The 18179-nt window shown below is 68.9% G+C and carries 17 protein-coding genes; 11 read left to right on the top strand and 6 right to left on the bottom strand.

Annotation, left to right across the window (positions count from 1 at the left end; translation table 11 throughout):
• Window positions 1–21: 21 nt before the first annotated feature.
• Genes AC1IQ6_RS10420 through AC1IQ6_RS10390 form a run of 7 tightly spaced genes read left to right on the top strand, consistent with a single transcriptional unit; the run spans window position 22 to window position 6910 of the window.
• The gene (locus AC1IQ6_RS10420; RefSeq protein ID WP_485866282.1) at window positions 22–1599 is read left to right on the top strand and encodes an alkaline phosphatase family protein; all 1578 of its coding nucleotides are present in this window, start codon (window positions 22–24) and stop codon (window positions 1597–1599) included.
• 52 nt (window positions 1600–1651) lie between these two features.
• Window positions 1652–2620, top strand: coding sequence for a Bug family tripartite tricarboxylate transporter substrate binding protein (locus AC1IQ6_RS10415; protein ID WP_102772229.1), 969 nt, complete (start codon window positions 1652–1654; stop codon window positions 2618–2620).
• Between the two features lie 23 nt (window positions 2621–2643).
• Complete coding sequence (locus AC1IQ6_RS10410) at window positions 2644–3138, top strand: cupin domain-containing protein (protein ID WP_102772230.1); 495 nt, start codon at window positions 2644–2646, stop codon at window positions 3136–3138.
• 43 nt (window positions 3139–3181) lie between these two features.
• On the top strand, window positions 3182–4201 hold the full coding sequence (locus AC1IQ6_RS10405; RefSeq protein WP_479731494.1) for a hydroxyquinol 1,2-dioxygenase: 1020 nt from the start codon (window positions 3182–3184) through the stop codon (window positions 4199–4201).
• A 33-nt stretch (window positions 4202–4234) separates the two neighbouring features.
• Window positions 4235–5695: an aldehyde dehydrogenase family protein gene (locus tag AC1IQ6_RS10400; RefSeq protein ID WP_485866281.1), complete on the top strand. Its 1461-nt coding sequence runs from the start codon at window positions 4235–4237 to the stop codon at window positions 5693–5695.
• A 20-nt stretch (window positions 5696–5715) separates the two neighbouring features.
• A complete protein-coding gene (locus AC1IQ6_RS10395) occupies window positions 5716–6588 on the top strand; it encodes an intradiol ring-cleavage dioxygenase (protein ID WP_479731493.1) in 873 nt (290 codons plus the stop codon).
• Window positions 6563–6910: a Rieske (2Fe-2S) protein gene (locus AC1IQ6_RS10390; protein ID WP_209165288.1), complete on the top strand. Its 348-nt coding sequence runs from the start codon at window positions 6563–6565 to the stop codon at window positions 6908–6910. Before AC1IQ6_RS10395 ends, AC1IQ6_RS10390 begins: the two co-directional genes overlap by 26 nt.
• A 179-nt stretch (window positions 6911–7089) precedes the next feature.
• On the opposite strand, the gene clpB is transcribed toward AC1IQ6_RS10390, so the two are convergent.
• Entirely contained in the window at window positions 7090–9696 is a 2607-nt protein-coding gene (gene clpB, locus AC1IQ6_RS10385; RefSeq protein ID WP_102772235.1) for an ATP-dependent chaperone ClpB, read from the bottom strand.
• Window positions 9697–9833: 137 nt separating this feature from the next.
• Here clpB and AC1IQ6_RS10380 point away from each other — a divergent pair, with 137 nt between their 5' ends.
• The 4 genes from AC1IQ6_RS10380 to AC1IQ6_RS10365 all read left to right on the top strand — a co-directional run bounded on the left by AC1IQ6_RS10380 (window position 9834) and on the right by AC1IQ6_RS10365 (window position 13745).
• Window positions 9834–10277 carry a gamma-glutamylcyclotransferase family protein gene (locus AC1IQ6_RS10380; RefSeq protein ID WP_479731492.1) on the top strand — a complete coding sequence of 148 codons (444 nt, stop codon included), beginning with the start codon at window positions 9834–9836 and terminating at the stop codon, window positions 10275–10277.
• An 88-nt stretch (window positions 10278–10365) separates the two neighbouring features.
• A complete protein-coding gene (locus AC1IQ6_RS10375; protein ID WP_102772236.1) occupies window positions 10366–11094 on the top strand; it encodes a helix-turn-helix domain-containing protein in 729 nt (242 codons plus the stop codon).
• A gap of 116 nt (window positions 11095–11210) precedes the next feature.
• A complete protein-coding gene (locus tag AC1IQ6_RS10370) occupies window positions 11211–12311 on the top strand; it encodes a hypothetical protein (protein ID WP_485866562.1) in 1101 nt (366 codons plus the stop codon).
• 129 nt (window positions 12312–12440) lie between these two features.
• Window positions 12441–13745, top strand: a complete 1305-nt coding sequence (locus AC1IQ6_RS10365) for an MFS transporter (RefSeq protein WP_485866280.1) — start codon at window positions 12441–12443, stop codon at window positions 13743–13745.
• Between the two features lie 16 nt (window positions 13746–13761).
• Here AC1IQ6_RS10365 and AC1IQ6_RS10360 read toward each other — a convergent pair whose 3' ends face one another.
• The 5 genes from AC1IQ6_RS10360 to AC1IQ6_RS10340 are packed head-to-tail and all read right to left on the bottom strand — an operon-like array spanning window position 13762 to window position 18173.
• Window positions 13762–14802, bottom strand: coding sequence for a GntR family transcriptional regulator (locus AC1IQ6_RS10360; protein ID WP_485866279.1), 1041 nt, complete (start codon window positions 14800–14802; stop codon window positions 13762–13764).
• Window positions 14803–14838: 36 nt separating this feature from the next.
• The gene (locus tag AC1IQ6_RS10355) at window positions 14839–16047 is read right to left on the bottom strand and encodes an ABC transporter substrate-binding protein (protein WP_485866278.1); all 1209 of its coding nucleotides are present in this window, start codon (window positions 16045–16047) and stop codon (window positions 14839–14841) included.
• Between the two features lie 7 nt (window positions 16048–16054).
• Window positions 16055–17104, bottom strand: a complete 1050-nt coding sequence (locus AC1IQ6_RS10350) for a CobW family GTP-binding protein (protein ID WP_485866277.1) — start codon at window positions 17102–17104, stop codon at window positions 16055–16057.
• Entirely contained in the window at window positions 17091–17402 is a 312-nt protein-coding gene (locus tag AC1IQ6_RS10345; protein WP_485866276.1) for a hypothetical protein, read from the bottom strand. The genes AC1IQ6_RS10350 and AC1IQ6_RS10345 overlap by 14 nt, the downstream gene beginning before the upstream one ends.
• 12 nt (window positions 17403–17414) lie before the next feature.
• On the bottom strand, window positions 17415–18173 hold the full coding sequence (locus tag AC1IQ6_RS10340) for an SDR family NAD(P)-dependent oxidoreductase (protein ID WP_485866275.1): 759 nt from the start codon (window positions 18171–18173) through the stop codon (window positions 17415–17417).
• Between the last annotated feature and the right edge of the window lie 6 nt (window positions 18174–18179).

Genomic DNA, 18179 nt, shown 5'->3' with positions numbered 1-18179 from the left:
GAACCAGGACGAGAGGCTGGAATGGGCGGACAGGCTGTACGCAATGTGCTGTGGATCATGTGCGACCAACTGCGCTGGGACTATCTGTCCTGTTACGGGCACCCGCGCCTGCGCACCCCCAACATCGACCGGCTGGCCGCCGAGGGCGTGCGTTTCGACAACGCCTTCGTGCAAGGCCCGGTCTGCGGCCCGTCGCGCATGTCCTACTACACCGGCCGCTACGTCACCAGCCACGGCGCGGTGTGGAACTTCGTGCCCATGCCGGTCAGCGAACTGACGCTGGGCGATTACCTGAACCCGCTGGGCGTGCGCGTGGCGGTGGCCGGCAAGACGCACATGGAACCGGACATGGCCGGCCTGCGCCGCCTGGGGATCGACCCCGCCAGCGCCATCGGCACGCTGGCAATGGAAGGCGGCTTCGAACCCTACGACCGCGACGACGGCATCTGGCCCGACGGCTTCAGCACCGAGGCGCACCGCTACGGGCAATACCTGCGCCAGCGCGGCTACGACGGCGCCAATCCCTGGCACGATCACGCCAACTCGGCGCTGGGCCAGAACGGCGAGATTCTGTCGGGCTGGAACATGCGCCACGCCGCCCTGCCCGCCCGCGTGCGCGAAGAGGACTCCGAAACGCCCTACATGACGCGGCGCGCGATCGAGTTCATCGAGGAAAGCGGCGACCGCCCCTGGGTGCTGCACCTGTCCTACATCAAACCGCACTGGCCCTACGTCGCGCCGGCGCCCTATCACGCCATGTATTCGAAGGACGACGTGCAGGCCGTCAAGCGCAGCGCCCGCGAGCTGGAGCATGCGCACCCCGTGCTGCAGGGCTACCGCCGCACGGAGGTGAGCCAGAGCTTCTCGCGCGATGAAGTGCGCGAGACCGTCATTCCCACCTACATGGGACTCATCAAGCAGGTGGACGACCAATTGGGCGTGCTGTTCGACTACCTGCGGCGCAGCGGGCGCGACCGGGACACCATGATCATTTTCAGCAGCGACCACGGCGACTACCTGGGCGACCACTACATGGGCGAGAAGGAGCTCTTCCACGATTGCGTGGCCAAGGTGCCGCTCATCATCCGCCTGCCGGGCGACGGCGTGCCGCGCGGCGTCGTGGAATCGCGGCTGGTGGAAGCCATCGACCTGGTCCCCACGATCCTGGACGCCTACAAGGCGGACATCCCCGGCCACATTCTGGAAGGACGTTCGCTGCTGCCGCTATTGCAGGGCAATGCCCCGGCCGAGTGGCGCAACGCCGTGTACTCGGAAAACGACTATGCGTTCCGCGACTGCGTGCGCGAACCGCTGAACCGGCCCGCCGACGGCTGCCACGCCTACATGGTGCGCGACCACGACTGGAAGTACGTGCATTTCGAGGGCTTGCGTCCGCAGCTCTTCGACCTGCGCGCCGACCCCGACGAATTCGACGACCTGGGCGCGGACCCCGCTTACGCCGCCGTTCGCGAGCGTTACCAGGCCCTGCTGTTCGAGTGGCTGCGCAACCGCCGGATACACCCCACGGTCAGCGGCGAGACGATGGCGGCATGGACGCGCAAGGAGGAGTCGACAGGCATCCATATCGGCAGGTGGTGACACAGCGCGCCCGCACCAGGGCGCCTGAAAAAAACATACGGAAGGAGACAACATGAAATCGCAGCTACTTGCGCTGGCGGCCTGTATCGCCGCCGGCACAGGACCGTACGCCCATGCGCAGGACGACTGGCCGGCGCGCCCCATCCGCGTGGTGGTGGCGTTTCCGGCGGGCTCGCCCGGCGACACGGCCGCGCGCATCGTGGCCGAGGCGGTCGGACAGACGCTCAAGCAGCCCCTCGTCGTGGAAAACCGCCCCGGCGCGGGCGGCAATATCGGCGCGGAAGCGGTGGCCCGGGCGGCCGCCGACGGCTACACCTTTCTGCAGGCGCCCGATACGGTGGTCACCATCAACCCGGCCATCTATCGCAAGCTCAATTTCAAGGCCGAAGACCTGACGCCGGTCGTGGCGCTGGCCAACTTCAACCAGATGCTGGTGTGCGGCCCCTCGTCGGGCCTGCGCACGCTGGCCCAGCTCGACGCCGAGGCCAGAAAGGCGCCCGGCGCGCTCAGCTACGCGTCCGGCGGCCAGGGCGTGCCCGGCCATCTGGCGATGGAGCTGTACCTGTCCGGCGCGGGCCTCAACGTCATGCACGTCCCGTACAAAGGGCCGTCGCCGGCCACCCAGGACGTGCTGGCCGGCCAGGTGCCCTGCGGCTACCTCGCCTCGCCCGTGGTCGCGTCCTACGTGTCCGCCGGCAAGCTGAACGGGCTGGCGGTATCGGGCGACACGCGCTCGGTGCAGGCGCCGGACGTGCCCACCATGCAGCAGGCCGGCGTCGCGGGCTACGACGCCACTTTCCGAGAAATGCTGTTCGCGCCCAAGGGCACGCCGGCGGCCATCGTCGACCGCATGAACGAAGCGGTGGCGCAGGCCCTGGCCAGGCCGGACGTCAAGCAGAAGCTGCAGGCCAACGACCTGGACCCGCGTCCGGAATCGCCCGAGCAGACGGCCAGCCGGTTGCGCGACGACACCGCCAAATGGAACGCCGTCATCCAGAAGATTCACCTGCAGGTGAACTGAACCTGAACGATATTGGAGACCCCATGAACACGACCGCAACGCCCACCGTCTTCGGCTCGCTGAAGAACTACCGGAAAGGCTCTATCGAGATCACCACCGGATCGCCCCGCCACTATGTGTTTTCCAACATATTCGAAGTGGCCGACGGCGCCGCGCCCTACGAGAAGATCGTCGTGGGCAAGAACCTGGAGTACGTCATCGAGACCGTGCGGGCCGAAGGCGTGTCGCCCTGGTACGTCTGCAGCCACGACGAGTTCGCCATCCTCATGGACGGCGTGGCGCAGGTCGAATTCCTGGCCCTGGACCAGCCGCCGGCCGCGGGCGAAGGCGCCGTGCTCGCGGGCGAAAACCCCGCCGGCCGGCCGATGGGACACGTGAAGCTGGGCCGCGGACACCAGTGCCTGCTGCCCGCGGGCTGCGCCTACCGCTTCACCGCCGCGCTGCCGGGCGTCCTGCTGCTGCACACCCGCCTGGGCGAACTGTCCGTCGAGAAGTGGGCGGACATCTGCCTGCAGTAGCCCTCCGCCCTCCCCCACGATTCTTTCCATCTGGAGAACCGACATGGCCCAGCTCGCCACCGATACCCCCGCCCCCGCTTTCGCCGCCGACAAGGTCCAGGCCAGCGCCGCCGACGCCGCGACCGGCTACAAGCGCTTCGATCTCGGCGCCTTCACCTTCACCCGCGACGAATACTTCGCCAAGATTCACTGGCCGGCCAACGGCCAGACGCGCACCCACGCCATGCCCGCCGACGCGTTCCTGCGCGCCCTGATGCGGGACGTGGCCTGGGGCTTCTTCTACGGCTGGGTGAACTTCGACCACGTATTCGGCACCCGCAACCACTACGGCAAGGTCGACGTCTACGCCGGCTCGTTCAACGGCGTCATGAAGGCGGCCGGCGTGGACTACACCGAGACCTTCGACACCCCGCTCATCATGGCCACGTTCAAGGCCATGCTGCACGACTGGACCAACGAAGGCTTCGATCCCTTCGCCGCGCCGGAAGAAACCGGCACCGCCTTCGGCCGCAAGCACGGCGACAACGCGGACGCCATCGAACGTTCGCGGATCGCCACCCGGCGCATGCCCGGCCTGCCCGGGGATTCGCCCCTGCGCGACGACCTGCCGGTCAACCGCGCGTTCGCGGACGTGACCCAGGAAGAGCCGGAGGTCCACGTCGAACCCGGCTTCGAAGGCCAGCTGCACGCCTTCAACCTGTTCAAGTACCTGTCGCGCTCGGACGTGACCTGGAACCCCTCGGTCACCTCGGTGTGCGGCGCCAGCCTGTTCTGCCCCACGACCGAGGAGTTCATCCTGCCGGTGTTCCACGGCAACGACCGGGTGGAATGGTTCCTGCAGCTGTCCGACGAGATCGTCTGGGACATCGGCGACAAGGAAACCGGCGCGCCGCGCGCGCGGGTCACGATGCGCGCCGGCGACGTCTGCGCCATGCCGGCCGACATCCGCCACCAGGGCTATTCGACCAAGCGCTCCATGCTGCTGGTCTGGGAGAACGCCACGCCCGACCTGCCCCAGCGCTACGAAAGCGGCGAACTCCCGCCGTATCCGGTCGCCTTCTGAGCCTTACCCACACTCTTCAGCGAATCATCAACCATGCAGAACAAACTCTTCATCGACGGCAAGTTCGTGGACGCGGCCGCCGGCGGCACCATCGACGTGCTGAATCCTTACGACGGCGCCCTCATCACCGCCATCGCCGCCGCCGAGGCGGCCGACGTGGACCGCGCCGTCGCAGCGGCGCAGCGCGCGTTTCCCGCCTGGTCGCGGATGGCGGCGGCCGACCGCGGACACCTGCTGCTCAAGCTCGCCGACAGGATCGAAGCCAACGCCGAAGAGCTGGCGCAGCTGGAAACCCTGGACACCGGCCATCCCATCCGCGATACGCGCGGCCTGGACGTGCCGCGCACCGCCGCCTGCTTCCGCTACTTCGGCGGCATGGCCGACAAGCTGCTGGGCAGCGTCATCCCGGTGGAAGCGGGCTTTCTGAACTACGTGCAGCGCGCGCCGATCGGCGTGGTGGGCCAGATCGTGCCGTGGAACTTCCCGCTAATGTTCACCAGCTGGAAAATGGGCCCGGCCCTGGCCGCCGGCAACACCGTCGTGATCAAGCCGTCGGAGCTCACGCCGCTGTCGACGCTGCGCATCGCCGAACTCATGGCCGAGGTCGGCTTTCCCGACGGCGTCGTCAACGTGGTCCCGGGCTATGGCCATACCGCCGGCCAGCGCCTGGCCGAGCATCCGGACGTGGGCAAGATCGCCTTCACCGGCTCGACCGCCACCGGCCGGCGCATCGTCGAGGCGTCCAAGGGCAACCTCAAGCGCGTGCAGCTCGAACTGGGCGGCAAGGGCGCCAACATCGTCTTCGAGGACGCCAACCTCGACGCCGCGGTCAACGGCGCGGCCTGGGCCATCTTCCACAACCAGGGCCAGGCCTGCATCGCCGGCTCGCGGCTGATGCTGCACGACAAGATCGCCGACGAATTCCTCGAACGCTTCACCCGGCTGGCGAACTCCATCCGCCTGGGCGATCCGCGCTCGCCCGACACGGAAATGGGCCCGCTGACCTCGGCGCAGCATCGCGACAAAGTGCTGTCCTACGTGCAGATCGCCACCGAACAGGGCGGGCGCGTGCTGGCCGGCGGCAAGGCGCCCGACGGGGCGCTGTCCGCGGGCTATTTCGTGGCCCCGACGGTGGTGGAGGCCAAACCGCAGGACCGCGTCGCGCAGGAAGAAGTCTTCGGCCCCTTCGTCACCGTGCTGCGCTTCGGCAGCGACGAAGAAGCCGTCGCCATCGCCAATGCGACCGACTACGGGCTGGGCAGCGGGCTGTGGACGCGCGACCTGGCGCGCGCGCACAAGGTCGCGGACGCCATCCGCGCCGGCATGTGCTGGATAAACTGCTACAAACGGGTGAATCCGGGCAGTCCCTTCGGCGGCATGGGCCAGTCCGGCTATGGCCGCGAGATGGGCTTCGAGGCCATGCACGACTACACCGAGGCCAAGTCCGTCTGGGTGAATGTGGACGCCGCGGTGCCGCCCTACTTCAAGCGTTGAGCCATCGACAGGAGTCCCCCATGAACACCGCCACCCGAGACCCCGAAGCCGTCCTCACCGAAACCGTCCTCGACACCTTCGCCCGGACGCCGGACCCGCGGCTGCGCCAGCTGATGCAGTCGCTGGTGCGCCACCTGCATGCCTTCGTCTCGGACGTGGAACCGACCGAAGCCGAATGGATGGCGGCCATCCGGTTTTTGACCGAAACGGGGCAGATCTGTGACGGCGTGGTGCGGCAGGAGTTCATCCTGCTGTCCGACACGCTGGGCGTCTCCATGCTGGTCGACGCCATCAACCACCGCAAGCCGGGCCACGCCACCGAAAGCACCGTGTTCGGCCCCTTCTACATCGCCGGCATGCCGGACCGGGCCGCGGGCGAGGACATGGCACAGACGCCCGGCGAGCCGGCGCTGGTTCATGGGTACGTCCGCGACACCGAGGGCCGGCCGCTGGCCGGCGCCGTGCTCGATGTGTGGCAGACGGCCGCCAACGGCATGTACTCCGGCCAGGACACGGCCCAGCCCGAAGGCAACCTGCGCGGCCGCTATCGCGCGGACGACACCGGCTACTACGCGATACGCACCATCCTGCCGGTGTCCTATCCCATTCCAGGAGACGGGCCCGTGGGCCGCATGATGGCGGCCACCGGCCGGCACATCTTCCGGCCCGCCCACCTGCATTTCATGATCGAGGCGCCGGGCCACCAGACGCTGGTCACGCACCTGTTCAATGCCGGCGATCCCTACCTCGCCTCCGACGCCGTGTTCGGCGTCAAGCCGTCGCTGGTGGTGCAGTACGAGCCGCGCGGCGCGGACTCGCCGCTGGCGGCGCGCTACGGATTCCGGTCGGGGTTCCACGAGGGGCAATATGACTTCGTGCTGCCGCGAGCCTGAACAACGCGCCGGGGCGCTATGCCGGGTCGAAGACGTGCCCGACGGCGGATCGCGCACGGTCAGCGCGGGCGCGCAGTCCGTGATCCTGGTGCGGCGGGGAGACGCGGTATGGGGCTACCTGAACCGCTGCCCGCACTTCTCCATCACGCTGGGCGCGGCGCATGGCGGCGTGCTGACCTACGAAGGCCGGGTGATGATGTGCGCCCACCATTCGGCCCTGTTCCGCTTCGAGGACGGCCAGTGCATAGAAGGCCCGTGCCAGGGCGCGGCGCTGGACCCGTACCCGGTGCGCATTGCGGCGGGGGTGGTGTACCCGGCGTAGGATGGGTGCAGCGCGAGAATCCTTAAGCAAGAACCCAATCTTCCAGCGCGCGAAACCCATCAGGCGGCGAAAGCCGCCGCCTTTCGTGGCAAGAAAAAAAAGCCGGCTTACGCCGGCCGATGGGTTTCGCGCGTTCGGCGCGAGAATTCTTCTACGGGAACTCTCGCGCTGCACCCATCCTACTGCAGGGTGCGCGTGAAGACGAACTGACCGTCCTGCCAGTCCACCGGCACCACGTCGCGCGGGCCGAAGCGGCCTTCGAGGATCAGCTTCGCGACCGGGTTTTCGATCTGCTGCTGGATCGCGCGCTTCAAGGGGCGCGCGCCGAACACCGGATCGAAGCCGGAGCGGGCCAGTTCGGCCAGCGCGGGTTCGCTGACCTCCAGGCGCATTTCCTGGCGCTCCAGGCGCTCGCCGAGGCGGCGCAGCTGGATGCGGGCGATCGATTCGATGTGCTGCGCTTCCAGGCCATGGAACACGACCACCTCGTCGATGCGGTTGAGGAACTCCGGACGCAGGGTCTGCTTGAGTTCGTCCCACACCACTTCCTTGACCACTTCGTAGGGCTTGCCCGCCAGGCTCTGGATATGGTGCGAGCCCAGGTTGGAAGTCATCACGATGACGGTGTTGCGGAAGTCCACGGTGCGGCCCTGGCCGTCGGTCAGGCGGCCGTCGTCCAGCACCTGCAGCAGCACGTTGAAGACGTCCGGGTGCGCCTTTTCCACTTCGTCCAGCAGCACCACGCTGTACGGCTTGCGGCGCACGGCCTCGGTCAGGTAGCCGCCCTCTTCGTAGCCCACGTATCCCGGCGGCGCGCCGATCAGCCGCGCCACCGAGTGCTTCTCCATGAATTCGCTCATGTCGATGCGGATCATGTGCTCTTCGGAGTCGAACAGGAATTCCGCCAGTGCGCGCGTCAGCTCGGTCTTGCCCACGCCGGTGGGGCCCAGGAACAGGAACGAGCCGTAGGGGCGCGACGGGTCCGCCAGGCCGGCGCGCGAACGCCGGATCGCGTCGGACACCAGGCGCACGGCCTCGTCCTGGCCGACCACGCGCTTGTGCAGGTATTCCTCCATGTGCAGCAGCTTCTCGCGTTCGCCCTGCATCATCTTGGACACCGGGATGCCGGTGGCACGCGACACGACCTCGGCGATTTCCTCGGCGCCGACGCGGGTGCGCAGCAGGCGCGGACGCCCTTCGCCGCCCTCGGCTTCCTCGGCGGCTTCGGCCGCGCCCACTTCCGCCGCCTTCAGTCGCGCCTCAAGGTCGGGCAGCTTGCCGTACTGCAGCTCGGCCAGCTTGTCGAACTGGCCCTTGCGCTGCAGTTCCGCCATCTCGGCGCGCACGCTGTCGATCTCTTCCTTGATGGCCTGCGTGCCCTGCACGGCGGCCTTCTCGGCCTTCCAGATTTCCTCGAAGTCGTTGTATTCGCGCTGCAGCTTTTCGAGCTCGTCCTCGATCGCGCCCAGGCGGCGCTTGGAAGCGTCGTCGGTTTCCTTCTTGACGGCCTCGCGCTCGATCTTGAGCTGGATGATGCGGCGGTCCAGCTTGTCCATCACTTCCGGCTTGGAATCGATTTCCATGCGGATGCGCGCGCCGGCCTCGTCGATCAGGTCGATGGCCTTGTCGGGCAGGAAGCGGTCGGTGATGTAGCGGTGCGACAGCTCGGCCGCGGCCACGATGGCCGGGTCGGTGATCTCGACGCCGTGGTGGATTTCATAGCGTTCCTGCAGCCCGCGCAGGATGGCGATGGTGGACTCCACGTCCGGTTCGTCGACCAGCACCTTCTGGAAGCGCCGCTCCAGCGCCGCGTCCTTTTCGATGTACTTGCGGTATTCGTCCAGCGTGGTCGCGCCGATGCAGTGCAGCTCGCCGCGCGCCAGCGCCGGCTTGAGCATGTTGCCGGCGTCCATCGCGCCCTCGGCCTTGCCCGCGCCCACCATGGTGTGCAGCTCGTCGATGAAGACGATGTTGCTGCCGTCGTCCTGGGCCAGCTCCTTGAGCACGGCCTTCAGGCGCTCTTCGAATTCGCCGCGGAACTTGGCGCCGGCCAGCAGCGCGGCCAGGTCCAGCGACAGCACGCGCTTGCCGCGCAGGGTTTCCGGCACCTCGTCGTTGACGATGCGCTGCGCCAGGCCTTCGACGATGGCGGTCTTGCCCACGCCGGGTTCGCCGATCAGCACCGGGTTGTTCTTGGTGCGGCGCTGCAGGATCTGGATGGTGCGGCGGATTTCGTCGTCGCGGCCGATGACCGGGTCGAGCTTGCCCTGGCGGGCGCGCTCGGTCAGATCCATGGTGTACTTGGACAGGGCTTCGCGGTTGGATTCGCCTTCGGCGGCGGACACGTTCTCGCCGCCGCGCACGGCCTCGATCGCGGCTTCCAGGGCCTTTTTCTGCAGGCCCGCCTCGCGCAGGATGCGGCCGGCCTCGCCCTTGTCGTCGGCCAGGGCCAGCAGGAACAGCTCGCTGGCGATGTAGGTGTCGCCGCGGCGCGCGGCTTCCTTGTCGGTGCGGGTGAGCACGCCCTGCAGGTCGCGGCCGACCTGGACGTTGTCTTCGCCCTGCACCTGCGGCAGGGACTTCAGGGCGCTGTCGATGGCCGGCTGCAGCCGGTTCACCGCCACGCCGGCCCGCGCCAGCAGGCTGCCGGCGCCGCTGTCGGCATCCGACAGCAGGGCCGAGAGCACGTGGATGGGCTCGATGTAGGGGTGGTCATTGCGCGCGGCCAGACTCTGGGCGTCGGCCAGGGCTTGCTGGAACTTGGTGGTGAGTTTGTCGAATCGCATAATGGTCTATTGGCTTGTGGGGGAGCCTGACCGATACATGCCGGCGGGCTCGATAAGCTGAATATGCGGCCGGGTGCCCGAATTTCAACACCGTGCGCGCGCCATGGTTTCTTCGACCTGCAGCCATAATGTCGTTCATGAGCATATACGTTTTTGTCTACGGCACGCTACGCGCCGGCGAAATCAACGACCTGGCGCTGGCGGCCGCCGGCCGCGGCCTGCCCGCGGCCCGCTACGTCGGTCCGGCCAGCGTGCCGGGCCGCCTGGTGGATTTCGGCGACTGGCCGGGCCTGATCCCCGTGGAGGACGGCCGCCGGGTGCGCGGCGACGTCTTCCTGGTGGAACCGCCCCTGCTCGCCCTGATGGACGAAATCGAGGAATACGATCCCGCCCTGCCGGGCTGCTTCGTGCGGCGCGAGGTCAGCGCGCGCCTGGAGCCTCCGTCGCCGGTGCGCAGCCTGGCTTGCCAGTACTACCCCATAGACCCGGCGTTACGCGGCGCGGCGGTGGACATCGCGGCCGATGACTGGATTCGTTACCGAATGGTGAGGCAGGCGCGCCACATCGATAAGACGTCGTAGTAACAACGGACTACAATAGCAAGCATCTTCGCGCTTCACCTCCCATTCTGGTCGTAACCCGATCTATGGGCACTACAAAGGTCATCATATGCAAAAACGGGTCCCCGTTGCCCCTGATGCCGCCCACTGTTCCACTTGCATGCTGGGGCACGTGTGCGTGCCGGTCGGCATGGCAGCCGCCGAAGTGGAAAAGCTGGACGAACTGGTCAAGGAGCGCGTGCGCCTTGAAAAGGGCAAATCGCTTTATTCGCTGAACCATCCGCTGGACGCCGTCTACAGCGTGCGCTTCGGCAGCCTCAAGACGCAGCTGGAAGACGCCACCGGCCAGATCCAGGTCACCGGTTTTCACCTGCCCGGCGAAATCGTCGGCATGGACGGCATGCTCGACGGCAAGCACGTCTCGACCGCGGTGGCGCTGGAAGACTCCGAGGTCTGCGTCATCCGTCTGGCCGACATCGACCGCGTCGCGGCGCACCTGCCCTCGCTGCAGCAGCAGTTCCGCCGCCTGATGAGCCGCGAAATCAACCGCTCCCACCAGATGCTGGCCTCGCTGGGCTCGATGCGCTCCGAGCAGCGCCTGGCCGCGTTCCTGCTCAACCTGTCGCAGCGCTACGCCTCGCTGGGCTATTCGTCCACCGAGTTCGTGCTGCGCATGAGCCGCGAAGAAATCGGCAATTATCTCGGCTTGACCCTGGAGACGGTCAGCCGGCTGTTCTCGCGCTTCGCGCGCGACGGCCTCATCAAGATCAACCAGCGCGAAGTACGCATCCTGGACCTGCCGGCGCTCAAGCAGCTCCTGGGCCAAGAAGGCTGCTGAACGCCCGCTGCGCCGTGCGCCGCGCACCCGCTTCCCACATCCGTCCGGCGCCGCCGGGCCGCGCCGCCTTCGGCGCGGCGCAAGGCCTGGCCGCGCTGCTAGCGCTGACGGCCTGTCTGGCGCCCCTGGCGGCCCATGCCCAGACGCCGCTGCCGCCCCCCTACGACTACGACGAACCCGTGCCCGTGCCCAAGCGCGCGGCGCCCTTGCGCTGGCAGCCGCTGGAGCTGGGCAAGCCCGGGCAGCGGTACAGGATGCCGGTCTACGCCAACCGCCGGCTCGACCGCGACGACCTGCGCGATATCAAGCAGGTCGTCATCGTGGTCCACGGCGTCAAGCGCGACGCCGACCATTACTACCAAACCGTGGAGCAGCTGCTCGCGCGCAATCCGGCGCGGGCGCGCGACACGCTGATCCTGGCGCCGCGCTACACGGGCGCGATCGATTCGGGATACGCCGGCATGGCGGCCTGGCGCAAGGCGAGCTGGGAGGAAGGCGCCGACAGCGTGCAGGCCGCCGGCCGGCCCGCGCCGGTCAGCGCGTTTCAGGTGCTCGACGACCTGCTGCGCAGCCTGGACGACGACGAGCGCCTGCCGGCCCTGGCGGGCATCGTGCTGGCCGGCCATTCGGCCGGCGCGCAGCTGGTGCACCGCTACGCGGTGCTGAACAATGTCGACGGCCCGCTGCGCCGCGGCGGCGTGGCGCTGCGCTACGTGATCGCCAATCCTTCGTCCTACCTGTACCTGACCAACGAGCGCCCGCGCCCCGACGGCAAGGGCTATGCGCCGTACGAGCGCGGCATCTGCCCGACCTACAACCAGTACAAGTACGGCCCGGACCGGCTGCCGCCCTATGCCCGCGAAACCGACGAATCGCGGCTGTTCGTGCGCTATGCGGCGCGCGATGTGACCTACCTGCTGGGCGCGGCGGACAACAATCCCGAAGACCGCCTGCTCGACAAGACCTGCGGCGCCGAGGCCCAGGGCGCGACCCGCCTGGCGCGCGGCATGGGCTACGTCCAGTACGAATACCAGCTGGCCGCCCGCGGCGCCCGACCCGTCACGCTGCACCGGCGCGCCTACCAGGTCGCCGGCGTCGGCCACGACCACGTCGGCATGTTCGGCTCGGAATGCGGCGCGCGCGCCCTGCTGGGCCAGGACACCCGCGGCGCCGACGGCGCCGCCTCCTGCGAAGCCGTCAAGCCGCGCGCCCGCTGACGGAAAACTGAAAACCGCCGCAAGGGGGTGCATTTCCGCGCCGGCGGGCGCAACATAAGGCCTGGAGCGATCCACCGATGGCGGCGCAGGCCCGCATCGGCGCTTCCGACAGTCAGCAGGAGAACGGATATGACGCACGCATATCTCGACATGCCCGACGCCAAGCGCCGCATCAAGGCCATTTTCGTCGGCTCCATGGGCAATCTGGTGGAGTGGTACGACTTCTACGCCTACACCGCCTTCGCCCTGTACTTCGCCCCCGCCTTCTTCCCTTCCCACGACCCGGTGGTCCAGCAGCTGAACGCCGCCACGCTGTTCGCCGCGGGCTTCATCGTGCGCCCGCTGGGCGGCTGGCTGTTCGGCCATCTGGCCGACCGCCACGGGCGGCGGCTGTCGCTCATGGTCTCGGTGGGGATGATGTGCGTGGGCTCGCTGATCATCGCGGTCACGCCCACCTACGCCACCATCGGCCTGGCCGCGCCGGCGCTGCTGGCGCTGGCGCGCGTGGTCGAGGGCCTGAGCCTGGGCGGCGAATACGGCGCCAGCGCCACCTACCTGACCGAGATCGCGGACCCCGAACACCGCGGCTTCTATTCCAGCTTCCAGTACGTCACGCTGATCGGCGGCCAGCTCTGCGCGATCCTGGTGCTGCTGCTGTTGCAGAACGTGTTCCTCACGCATGAACAGCTGCTGGAATGGGGCTGGCGCATCCCCTTCGTGATCGGCGCCATGCTCGCCATCATCACCGCCGTCATGCGGCGCGACATGCCCGAGACCGACTCGTACAAGGAGGCCAGCAAGGCCCCGAAGCCGCAGACCAGTTCGCTGCGCGGCCTGCTGCAGTACCCGCGCGAGGTGGCGATCGTGGTGGGCCTGACCGCCGGCGGCACCGCGGCCTTCTATACCTTCACCACCTACATGCAGACCTTCGTGCGCCAGACCTCGGGGTTCAGCGACATCGTCACCACCTACATCATCGCCGGCTCGCTGATCTTCGCGCTGTTCCTGCAGCCGCTGTACGGCGCCCTGTCCGACCGCATCGGGCGCAAGCCGCTGCTGATCTTCTTCGGCGTGGCCGGCGCGGCGCTCACCGTGCCCATCCTGATGACGCTGTCGCATACCAGCTCGCCGTTCATCGCCTTCCTGCTGATCTGCGGCGCCTGGATTTTCACGGCGGGCTATACGTCCATCAACGCCGTGGTCAAGGCCGAGCTGTTCCCCACCAACGTGCGCGCCACCGGCGTGGCCGTGCCGTACGCGATAACGGTGTCCATCTTCGGCGGCACGGCGCCGGCCATCGCGCTGTTCTTCAAGCAGCAGGGGCACGAGGAATGGTTCTACTACTACCTGGCGGGCATCATCCTGCTGTCCCTGCTGGTGTATGCGAGCATGCGCGACACCAAGCACGCGTCGGCCATGCACCGGCACGCCTGAGCGCCGGCGCGCCGCCTCAGGTAATGCGCACCACGTAGTCCGGCAGGGGCGGCTCGGGCAGCACGGCCAGCGCCTTCAGCTGCGAAGGCGCACGCTTGCTGGCGGCACGCAGATGGTCCGCCAGCGCCTCGGCCGCCTCATCGAAGCGCGCTTCGCACAGGCAATCGGCGATGCGCGCGTACTCGGCCGCCACCGCCGCATTGACGGGCTGACGGAACATGCGGCAGAAGAGCTGGTTCACGATCAGCGGCAGTTCGCAGCGCGTCAGAATGCGCAGCAGCTTGGTGTTCTGGTGATGCGCCAGGCAGTCCACGTGTATGGCGCGCTCGACCCGCAGCAGGCCTTCCAGGTCCAGCGCCGGCGAGGCCAGTTCGCGCCGCAGCGCCGCCGGCAGCGCCGGGTCCAGCTGCGGCGCGCTCAGGCGCAGCGCCTGCGGCGCCAGCAGCAGCCGCAGTTCGAAATCCTGGAAGATGGCGCGCGCGGTCAGCGGGCCGGCGCGCCACGAGGAATACACGCTTTTTTCGACCAGCCCACGGTCCACCAGCCGGCCCAGCGCCTCGCGCACGGCGGCGCGGTTGGCGCGGAAATGCTCGGTGGCGCGGGCCTCGTCGATGCGGAAATGGCCGAACACCACACAGGTGGAAATGGCCTGCTCCAGCTGGCCGTAGATGCGCTCGCTCTCGGAAGGAATGCGGATGGTGGCGTCGGGGGTGTCCAGCCCCAGCGCGGCCTCGTCGATGGGCAGGCGGCGCGGCGCGGGCTGCTCGCCGGGCGGCGCCACCAGATAGCCGCGGCCCTGGAACTTGCGCAGCAGATTCTCTTCGTGCAGCATTTCGAAGGCCTTGCGCACCGGCACGCGGCTGGTGCCGAACACCTTCGCGACCGGCCCTTCCAGCAGCACCAGCCCGGCCGCCACGCGGCCATCGAGGATGGCCTGGCGCAGGCGGTTGCGGATCACGTCATAGCGCAGCTCGCGCGGCCCCGGCTCGGGCGGCGGCGCGGCCTCGGCGGGCAGGCCGGGATCCTGGACGGGCGACTGGCGCGGTGCTCTTTTCATCGTCGTGGCGCGGCCGGCCAGCTTGCGGGCCGGGATTCAATCTGTACGCATGAAGTCGGCCCATTTGCGGACCAGGTAATTGTGCTCGTCCATGACGGTGTTCCATACCGCCACACGGCTCATGCGCTGCTCATACGAACCGCCGTCGCGGACGCTGCCGCGGCGCACGAGGATATTACCACCCGTGCCCGGCAGGTCCTCGCGGGCCGGCAGCCCGCCGTACCAGTAGTCCCATTCGGCCTGGCTGAGATAGGCGCGGGCGCGTGCGGGATTGGAGATGTAGAAGCCCTGGCGCGCCATCACCGCGCCCGCGCGGCCCGACAGCCACCAGTTCAGGTAGCGGTAGGCGTCCTCCAGCTTGGGCCCTTGCAGCCGGCTGGAAATGCCCAGCCCGCCATACCAGGCGCGGTAGCCCTCGGCCGGACTGGCGATGCGGCAGGCCAGGCCCGCGCTGGCGTAGTCGTCGGCCGATGGCGACCAGTGGCTCTGTATGGCCACGCGCCTGTGCGCCATCAGGCTCGCGGCCTCGGCGCAATCGTCCCAGAAGCCGGCGAACAGGCCGGCCTTCTTCTTGGCGATCAGCAGCTCGATCATGCCGTCGATCTCTTCGATGCTGAGATTGCCGATGTCGCCGAACCGCATTTCGCCGCTGGCCTGCAGCGCCAGCGCCGCGTCGAGCGCGCCGATGGCGGCGTCGGCCTGCAGCGCCACGCGCCCGGTGCAGCGCGGCGACACCAGCCAGGACCAGCTTTCCGGGGCGTCGCCGATCAGCCGGGACAGTTCGGCCGGCAGGTAGGCGAAGCTGTCGGCGTTGTGCGTCAGCGGCAGCATGCTGATCCGGCGGCCGGGCGTGTCGGCCAGGGTACTGTCGGCCTGCACGTACAGGCGCGTCACCGGATTGCAGCCCTGCCCGTAGGGCGCGCCCGGCGTCAGGCGGCCGCTGCGCGGCAGCGCGTTGATCTCGTCCCAGTGCGCGATGCGATCGGTGTCGATGGCCTGCAGCGCGCCGGTCGGCCACAGGTAGTCGATGCTGTGGAACCACTGGTCGTACACGTCGAAGCTGCCGGGCTCGATCACGGCCTGGCGCTGGGCGTCGAAACCATTGAGCACCTGGTATTCGATGGGAATGCCCAGATCCTCCTCGGCGCTGCGGCGCAGCGATTCCAGCAGCGTCACCGACGTGCCCAGCACGCGCAGCGCCCGCCGCTCACGGGCCTTTACCGATATGCCTTGCGTGCTGACCATGGCGCACCTATCGAGAACATGAATGGCTATCCTGCCCGGCCATTGTGTAGAAATGCTCGAACTCGCGCCAGGACTTTGTCACGGCGCCCTCGTCCAGGCCGCGGGTGATGAACACCAGCCGCGAACGGCGGTCGGCGCCCGGCCACGCGTCCAGGTGCCGCGGCGGGTGCATCAGGTGGCCCATGCCGTGCAGGACCACGGCGCGCGCCGCTCCGCCGCCTTCGGGAACCACCTCCAGCAAACCCTTCAGGCGCAGGATGCGGTCGGCGTGGCGATGCATCAGGAGCGTCAGCCACAGGGTCAGCACGGCCCAGCGCAAGGGCCCGTCGAAGCTCAGGCAGAAGGCGCTGGCGCCGTCGGCCGCCGCCTCGCCGCCGCGCGGGCCTCGGCCTGCCGCGCCGACCCGGCGCAGCCATTGCGCGGGGTCCGCCGCCGGGCCGTCGGCGCCGGCGGCCAGCCAGCCGTCGGGCGCATCGTCCGCGGGCGCGCCCAGATCGATGCGCCGCGCCATCGGGTTGAGCTGCGCCAGCTGCGCGTGCAGCGCGGCCACCTCGTCCGCGCCGGCCAGGTCGGTCTTGCTCAGCCACAACGTGTCGGCCGCCGCCACCTGCGCCGTCCATTCGGCGTAGCGCCGGCGCTGGTCCGCCGCGCTGATTGCATCGACCACGGTGGCGACGAACGCGGGATGGAAACGGCGGCTGGCCAGCAGCGTGGCCAGCACCGGCCCGGGCGCGGCCAGGCCGGTGGTTTCGATCACCACGCGCTTGAACGGCGGCAGTTCGCCGCGCAGGCGGCGCTGGTGCAGCCGGACCAGCGCGCTGTCGAGCTCGCCGCGGATGGAACAGCAGATACAGCCGTTCTCCAGCAGCAAGGTGTCGGAATCGACGGCGCCGACCAGCAGGTGGTCCAGGCCCACGGCGCCGAATTCGTTGATCAGCACCGCGGTCTCGCCGCGTTCGCCGCCGCGCAGCCAGCGCTGCAGCAGCGTGGTCTTGCCCGCGCCCAGAAAGCCGGTCAGCACGCCCGCCGGCAGCGTGCCCGCGTCAGCCCGCGCCATGCTCGGCCTCCCGGACGGCTTGCGGCCAGGGCATGTCCAGCGGATCGAGGCGGCGGCCCAGCAGCAGTTCGGCGGCCGCCCACAGCCCGCCCAGGTCGGGCAGCAGCACGCTCGCGCCGGTCGGGCCGGACAGCAGATAGGACTGCCCGTGCAGGTCGCGCAGCTCCAGGCGGAACAGCGCCAGCAGCCGGTTGGCCTGGGCCGCCTGGAGCAGGCGTTCGCGCCGCGACTGCTCGGGCGGGACGTCGGCGCGGCTCCAGTGGGCCGTGCCTTGCAGCAAACCGCAGATGCCGCACATGGTCGCCTCCTTTCAGGGCATGACGTCGCCGGAGTTCGGCCCCAGCACCTGGCCGACGTAGAGATTGCCGCCGGGGTCGGACGCCAGCAGCACCGCGCTGGGCGCGACCTCCTCGGGGCGGCCGAAGCGACCCAGCGGCAGGCCGGCGGCCTTCTGCTTTTTCCAGCTCTCGCTGATGCCGTCGACCAGCGGCGTCTCGATCGGGCCGGGCGCGATGGCGTTGACCAGCACGTTGGCCGGCGCCGCTTCCAGCGCCAGCGACTTGGTGAAGCCGATGACGCCCGCCTTGGCCGCCGCGTAGTGGCTCAGCTCCGCGCCGCCCTTGATGCCCAGCTGCGAAGCGACGTTGACGATGCGCCCCCAACGCTGCGCCGTCATGTGCGGCAGCGCCCGGCGCGAGCACAGGAATACGCTGCGCAGGTCCACGCGCATCATCTCGTCCCACATCGCCGCCGGCATGTCGGCGCACAGCGACTGCGTCAGGATGCCGGCGTTGTTCACCAGCACGTCGATGCCGCCGTAGGCGTGCACGCAGGCATCGATGGCGCGCGCGGCGGCCAGCTCGTCGCTGACGTCGGCGGCCTGCACCACGGCGCGCGCGCCGGCCTCGCGGCAGCGCGCCGCGACCGCCTCGGCCCGCGCGCCGTCCAGGTCGGCCAGCAGCAGCGCGGCGCCCGCCCGCGCATAGGCCAGCGCGATGGCCGCGCCGATGCCGCTGCCCGCGCCCGTCACCACGGCGCGCCGGTTCTCCAGAACGTTCGTATGCATCATGAGTGC

The sequence above is a fragment of the Achromobacter sp. MUI-25009338 genome (genome assembly GCF_057359325.1).
The sequence above is the reverse complement of the archived record's forward strand: the minus strand, read 5'-3'. Positions and strand labels throughout refer to the sequence as shown.

Coding starts and splice junctions, on each gene's coding strand:
- AC1IQ6_RS10360 (WP_485866279.1), bottom strand. CDS start 14,802: ATGAAAAGAGCACCGCGCCAGTCGCCCGTCCAGGATCCCGGCCTGCCC.
- AC1IQ6_RS10395 (WP_479731493.1), top strand. CDS start 5,716: ATGAACACCGCCACCCGAGACCCCGAAGCCGTCCTCACCGAAACCGTC.
- AC1IQ6_RS10340 (WP_485866275.1), bottom strand. CDS start 18,173: ATGATGCATACGAACGTTCTGGAGAACCGGCGCGCCGTGGTGACGGGC.
- AC1IQ6_RS10350 (WP_485866277.1), bottom strand. CDS start 17,104: ATGGCGCGGGCTGACGCGGGCACGCTGCCGGCGGGCGTGCTGACCGGC.
- AC1IQ6_RS10410 (WP_102772230.1), top strand. CDS start 2,644: ATGAACACGACCGCAACGCCCACCGTCTTCGGCTCGCTGAAGAACTAC.
- AC1IQ6_RS10380 (WP_479731492.1), top strand. CDS start 9,834: ATGAGCATATACGTTTTTGTCTACGGCACGCTACGCGCCGGCGAAATC.
- clpB (WP_102772235.1), bottom strand. CDS start 9,696: ATGCGATTCGACAAACTCACCACCAAGTTCCAGCAAGCCCTGGCCGAC.
- AC1IQ6_RS10355 (WP_485866278.1), bottom strand. CDS start 16,047: ATGGTCAGCACGCAAGGCATATCGGTAAAGGCCCGTGAGCGGCGGGCG.
- AC1IQ6_RS10375 (WP_102772236.1), top strand. CDS start 10,366: ATGCAAAAACGGGTCCCCGTTGCCCCTGATGCCGCCCACTGTTCCACT.
- AC1IQ6_RS10365 (WP_485866280.1), top strand. CDS start 12,441: ATGACGCACGCATATCTCGACATGCCCGACGCCAAGCGCCGCATCAAG.
- AC1IQ6_RS10400 (WP_485866281.1), top strand. CDS start 4,235: ATGCAGAACAAACTCTTCATCGACGGCAAGTTCGTGGACGCGGCCGCC.
- AC1IQ6_RS10415 (WP_102772229.1), top strand. CDS start 1,652: ATGAAATCGCAGCTACTTGCGCTGGCGGCCTGTATCGCCGCCGGCACA.
- AC1IQ6_RS10345 (WP_485866276.1), bottom strand. CDS start 17,402: ATGTGCGGCATCTGCGGTTTGCTGCAAGGCACGGCCCACTGGAGCCGC.
- AC1IQ6_RS10405 (WP_479731494.1), top strand. CDS start 3,182: ATGGCCCAGCTCGCCACCGATACCCCCGCCCCCGCTTTCGCCGCCGAC.
- AC1IQ6_RS10420 (WP_485866282.1), top strand. CDS start 22: ATGGGCGGACAGGCTGTACGCAATGTGCTGTGGATCATGTGCGACCAA.
- AC1IQ6_RS10390 (WP_209165288.1), top strand. CDS start 6,563: ATGACTTCGTGCTGCCGCGAGCCTGAACAACGCGCCGGGGCGCTATGC.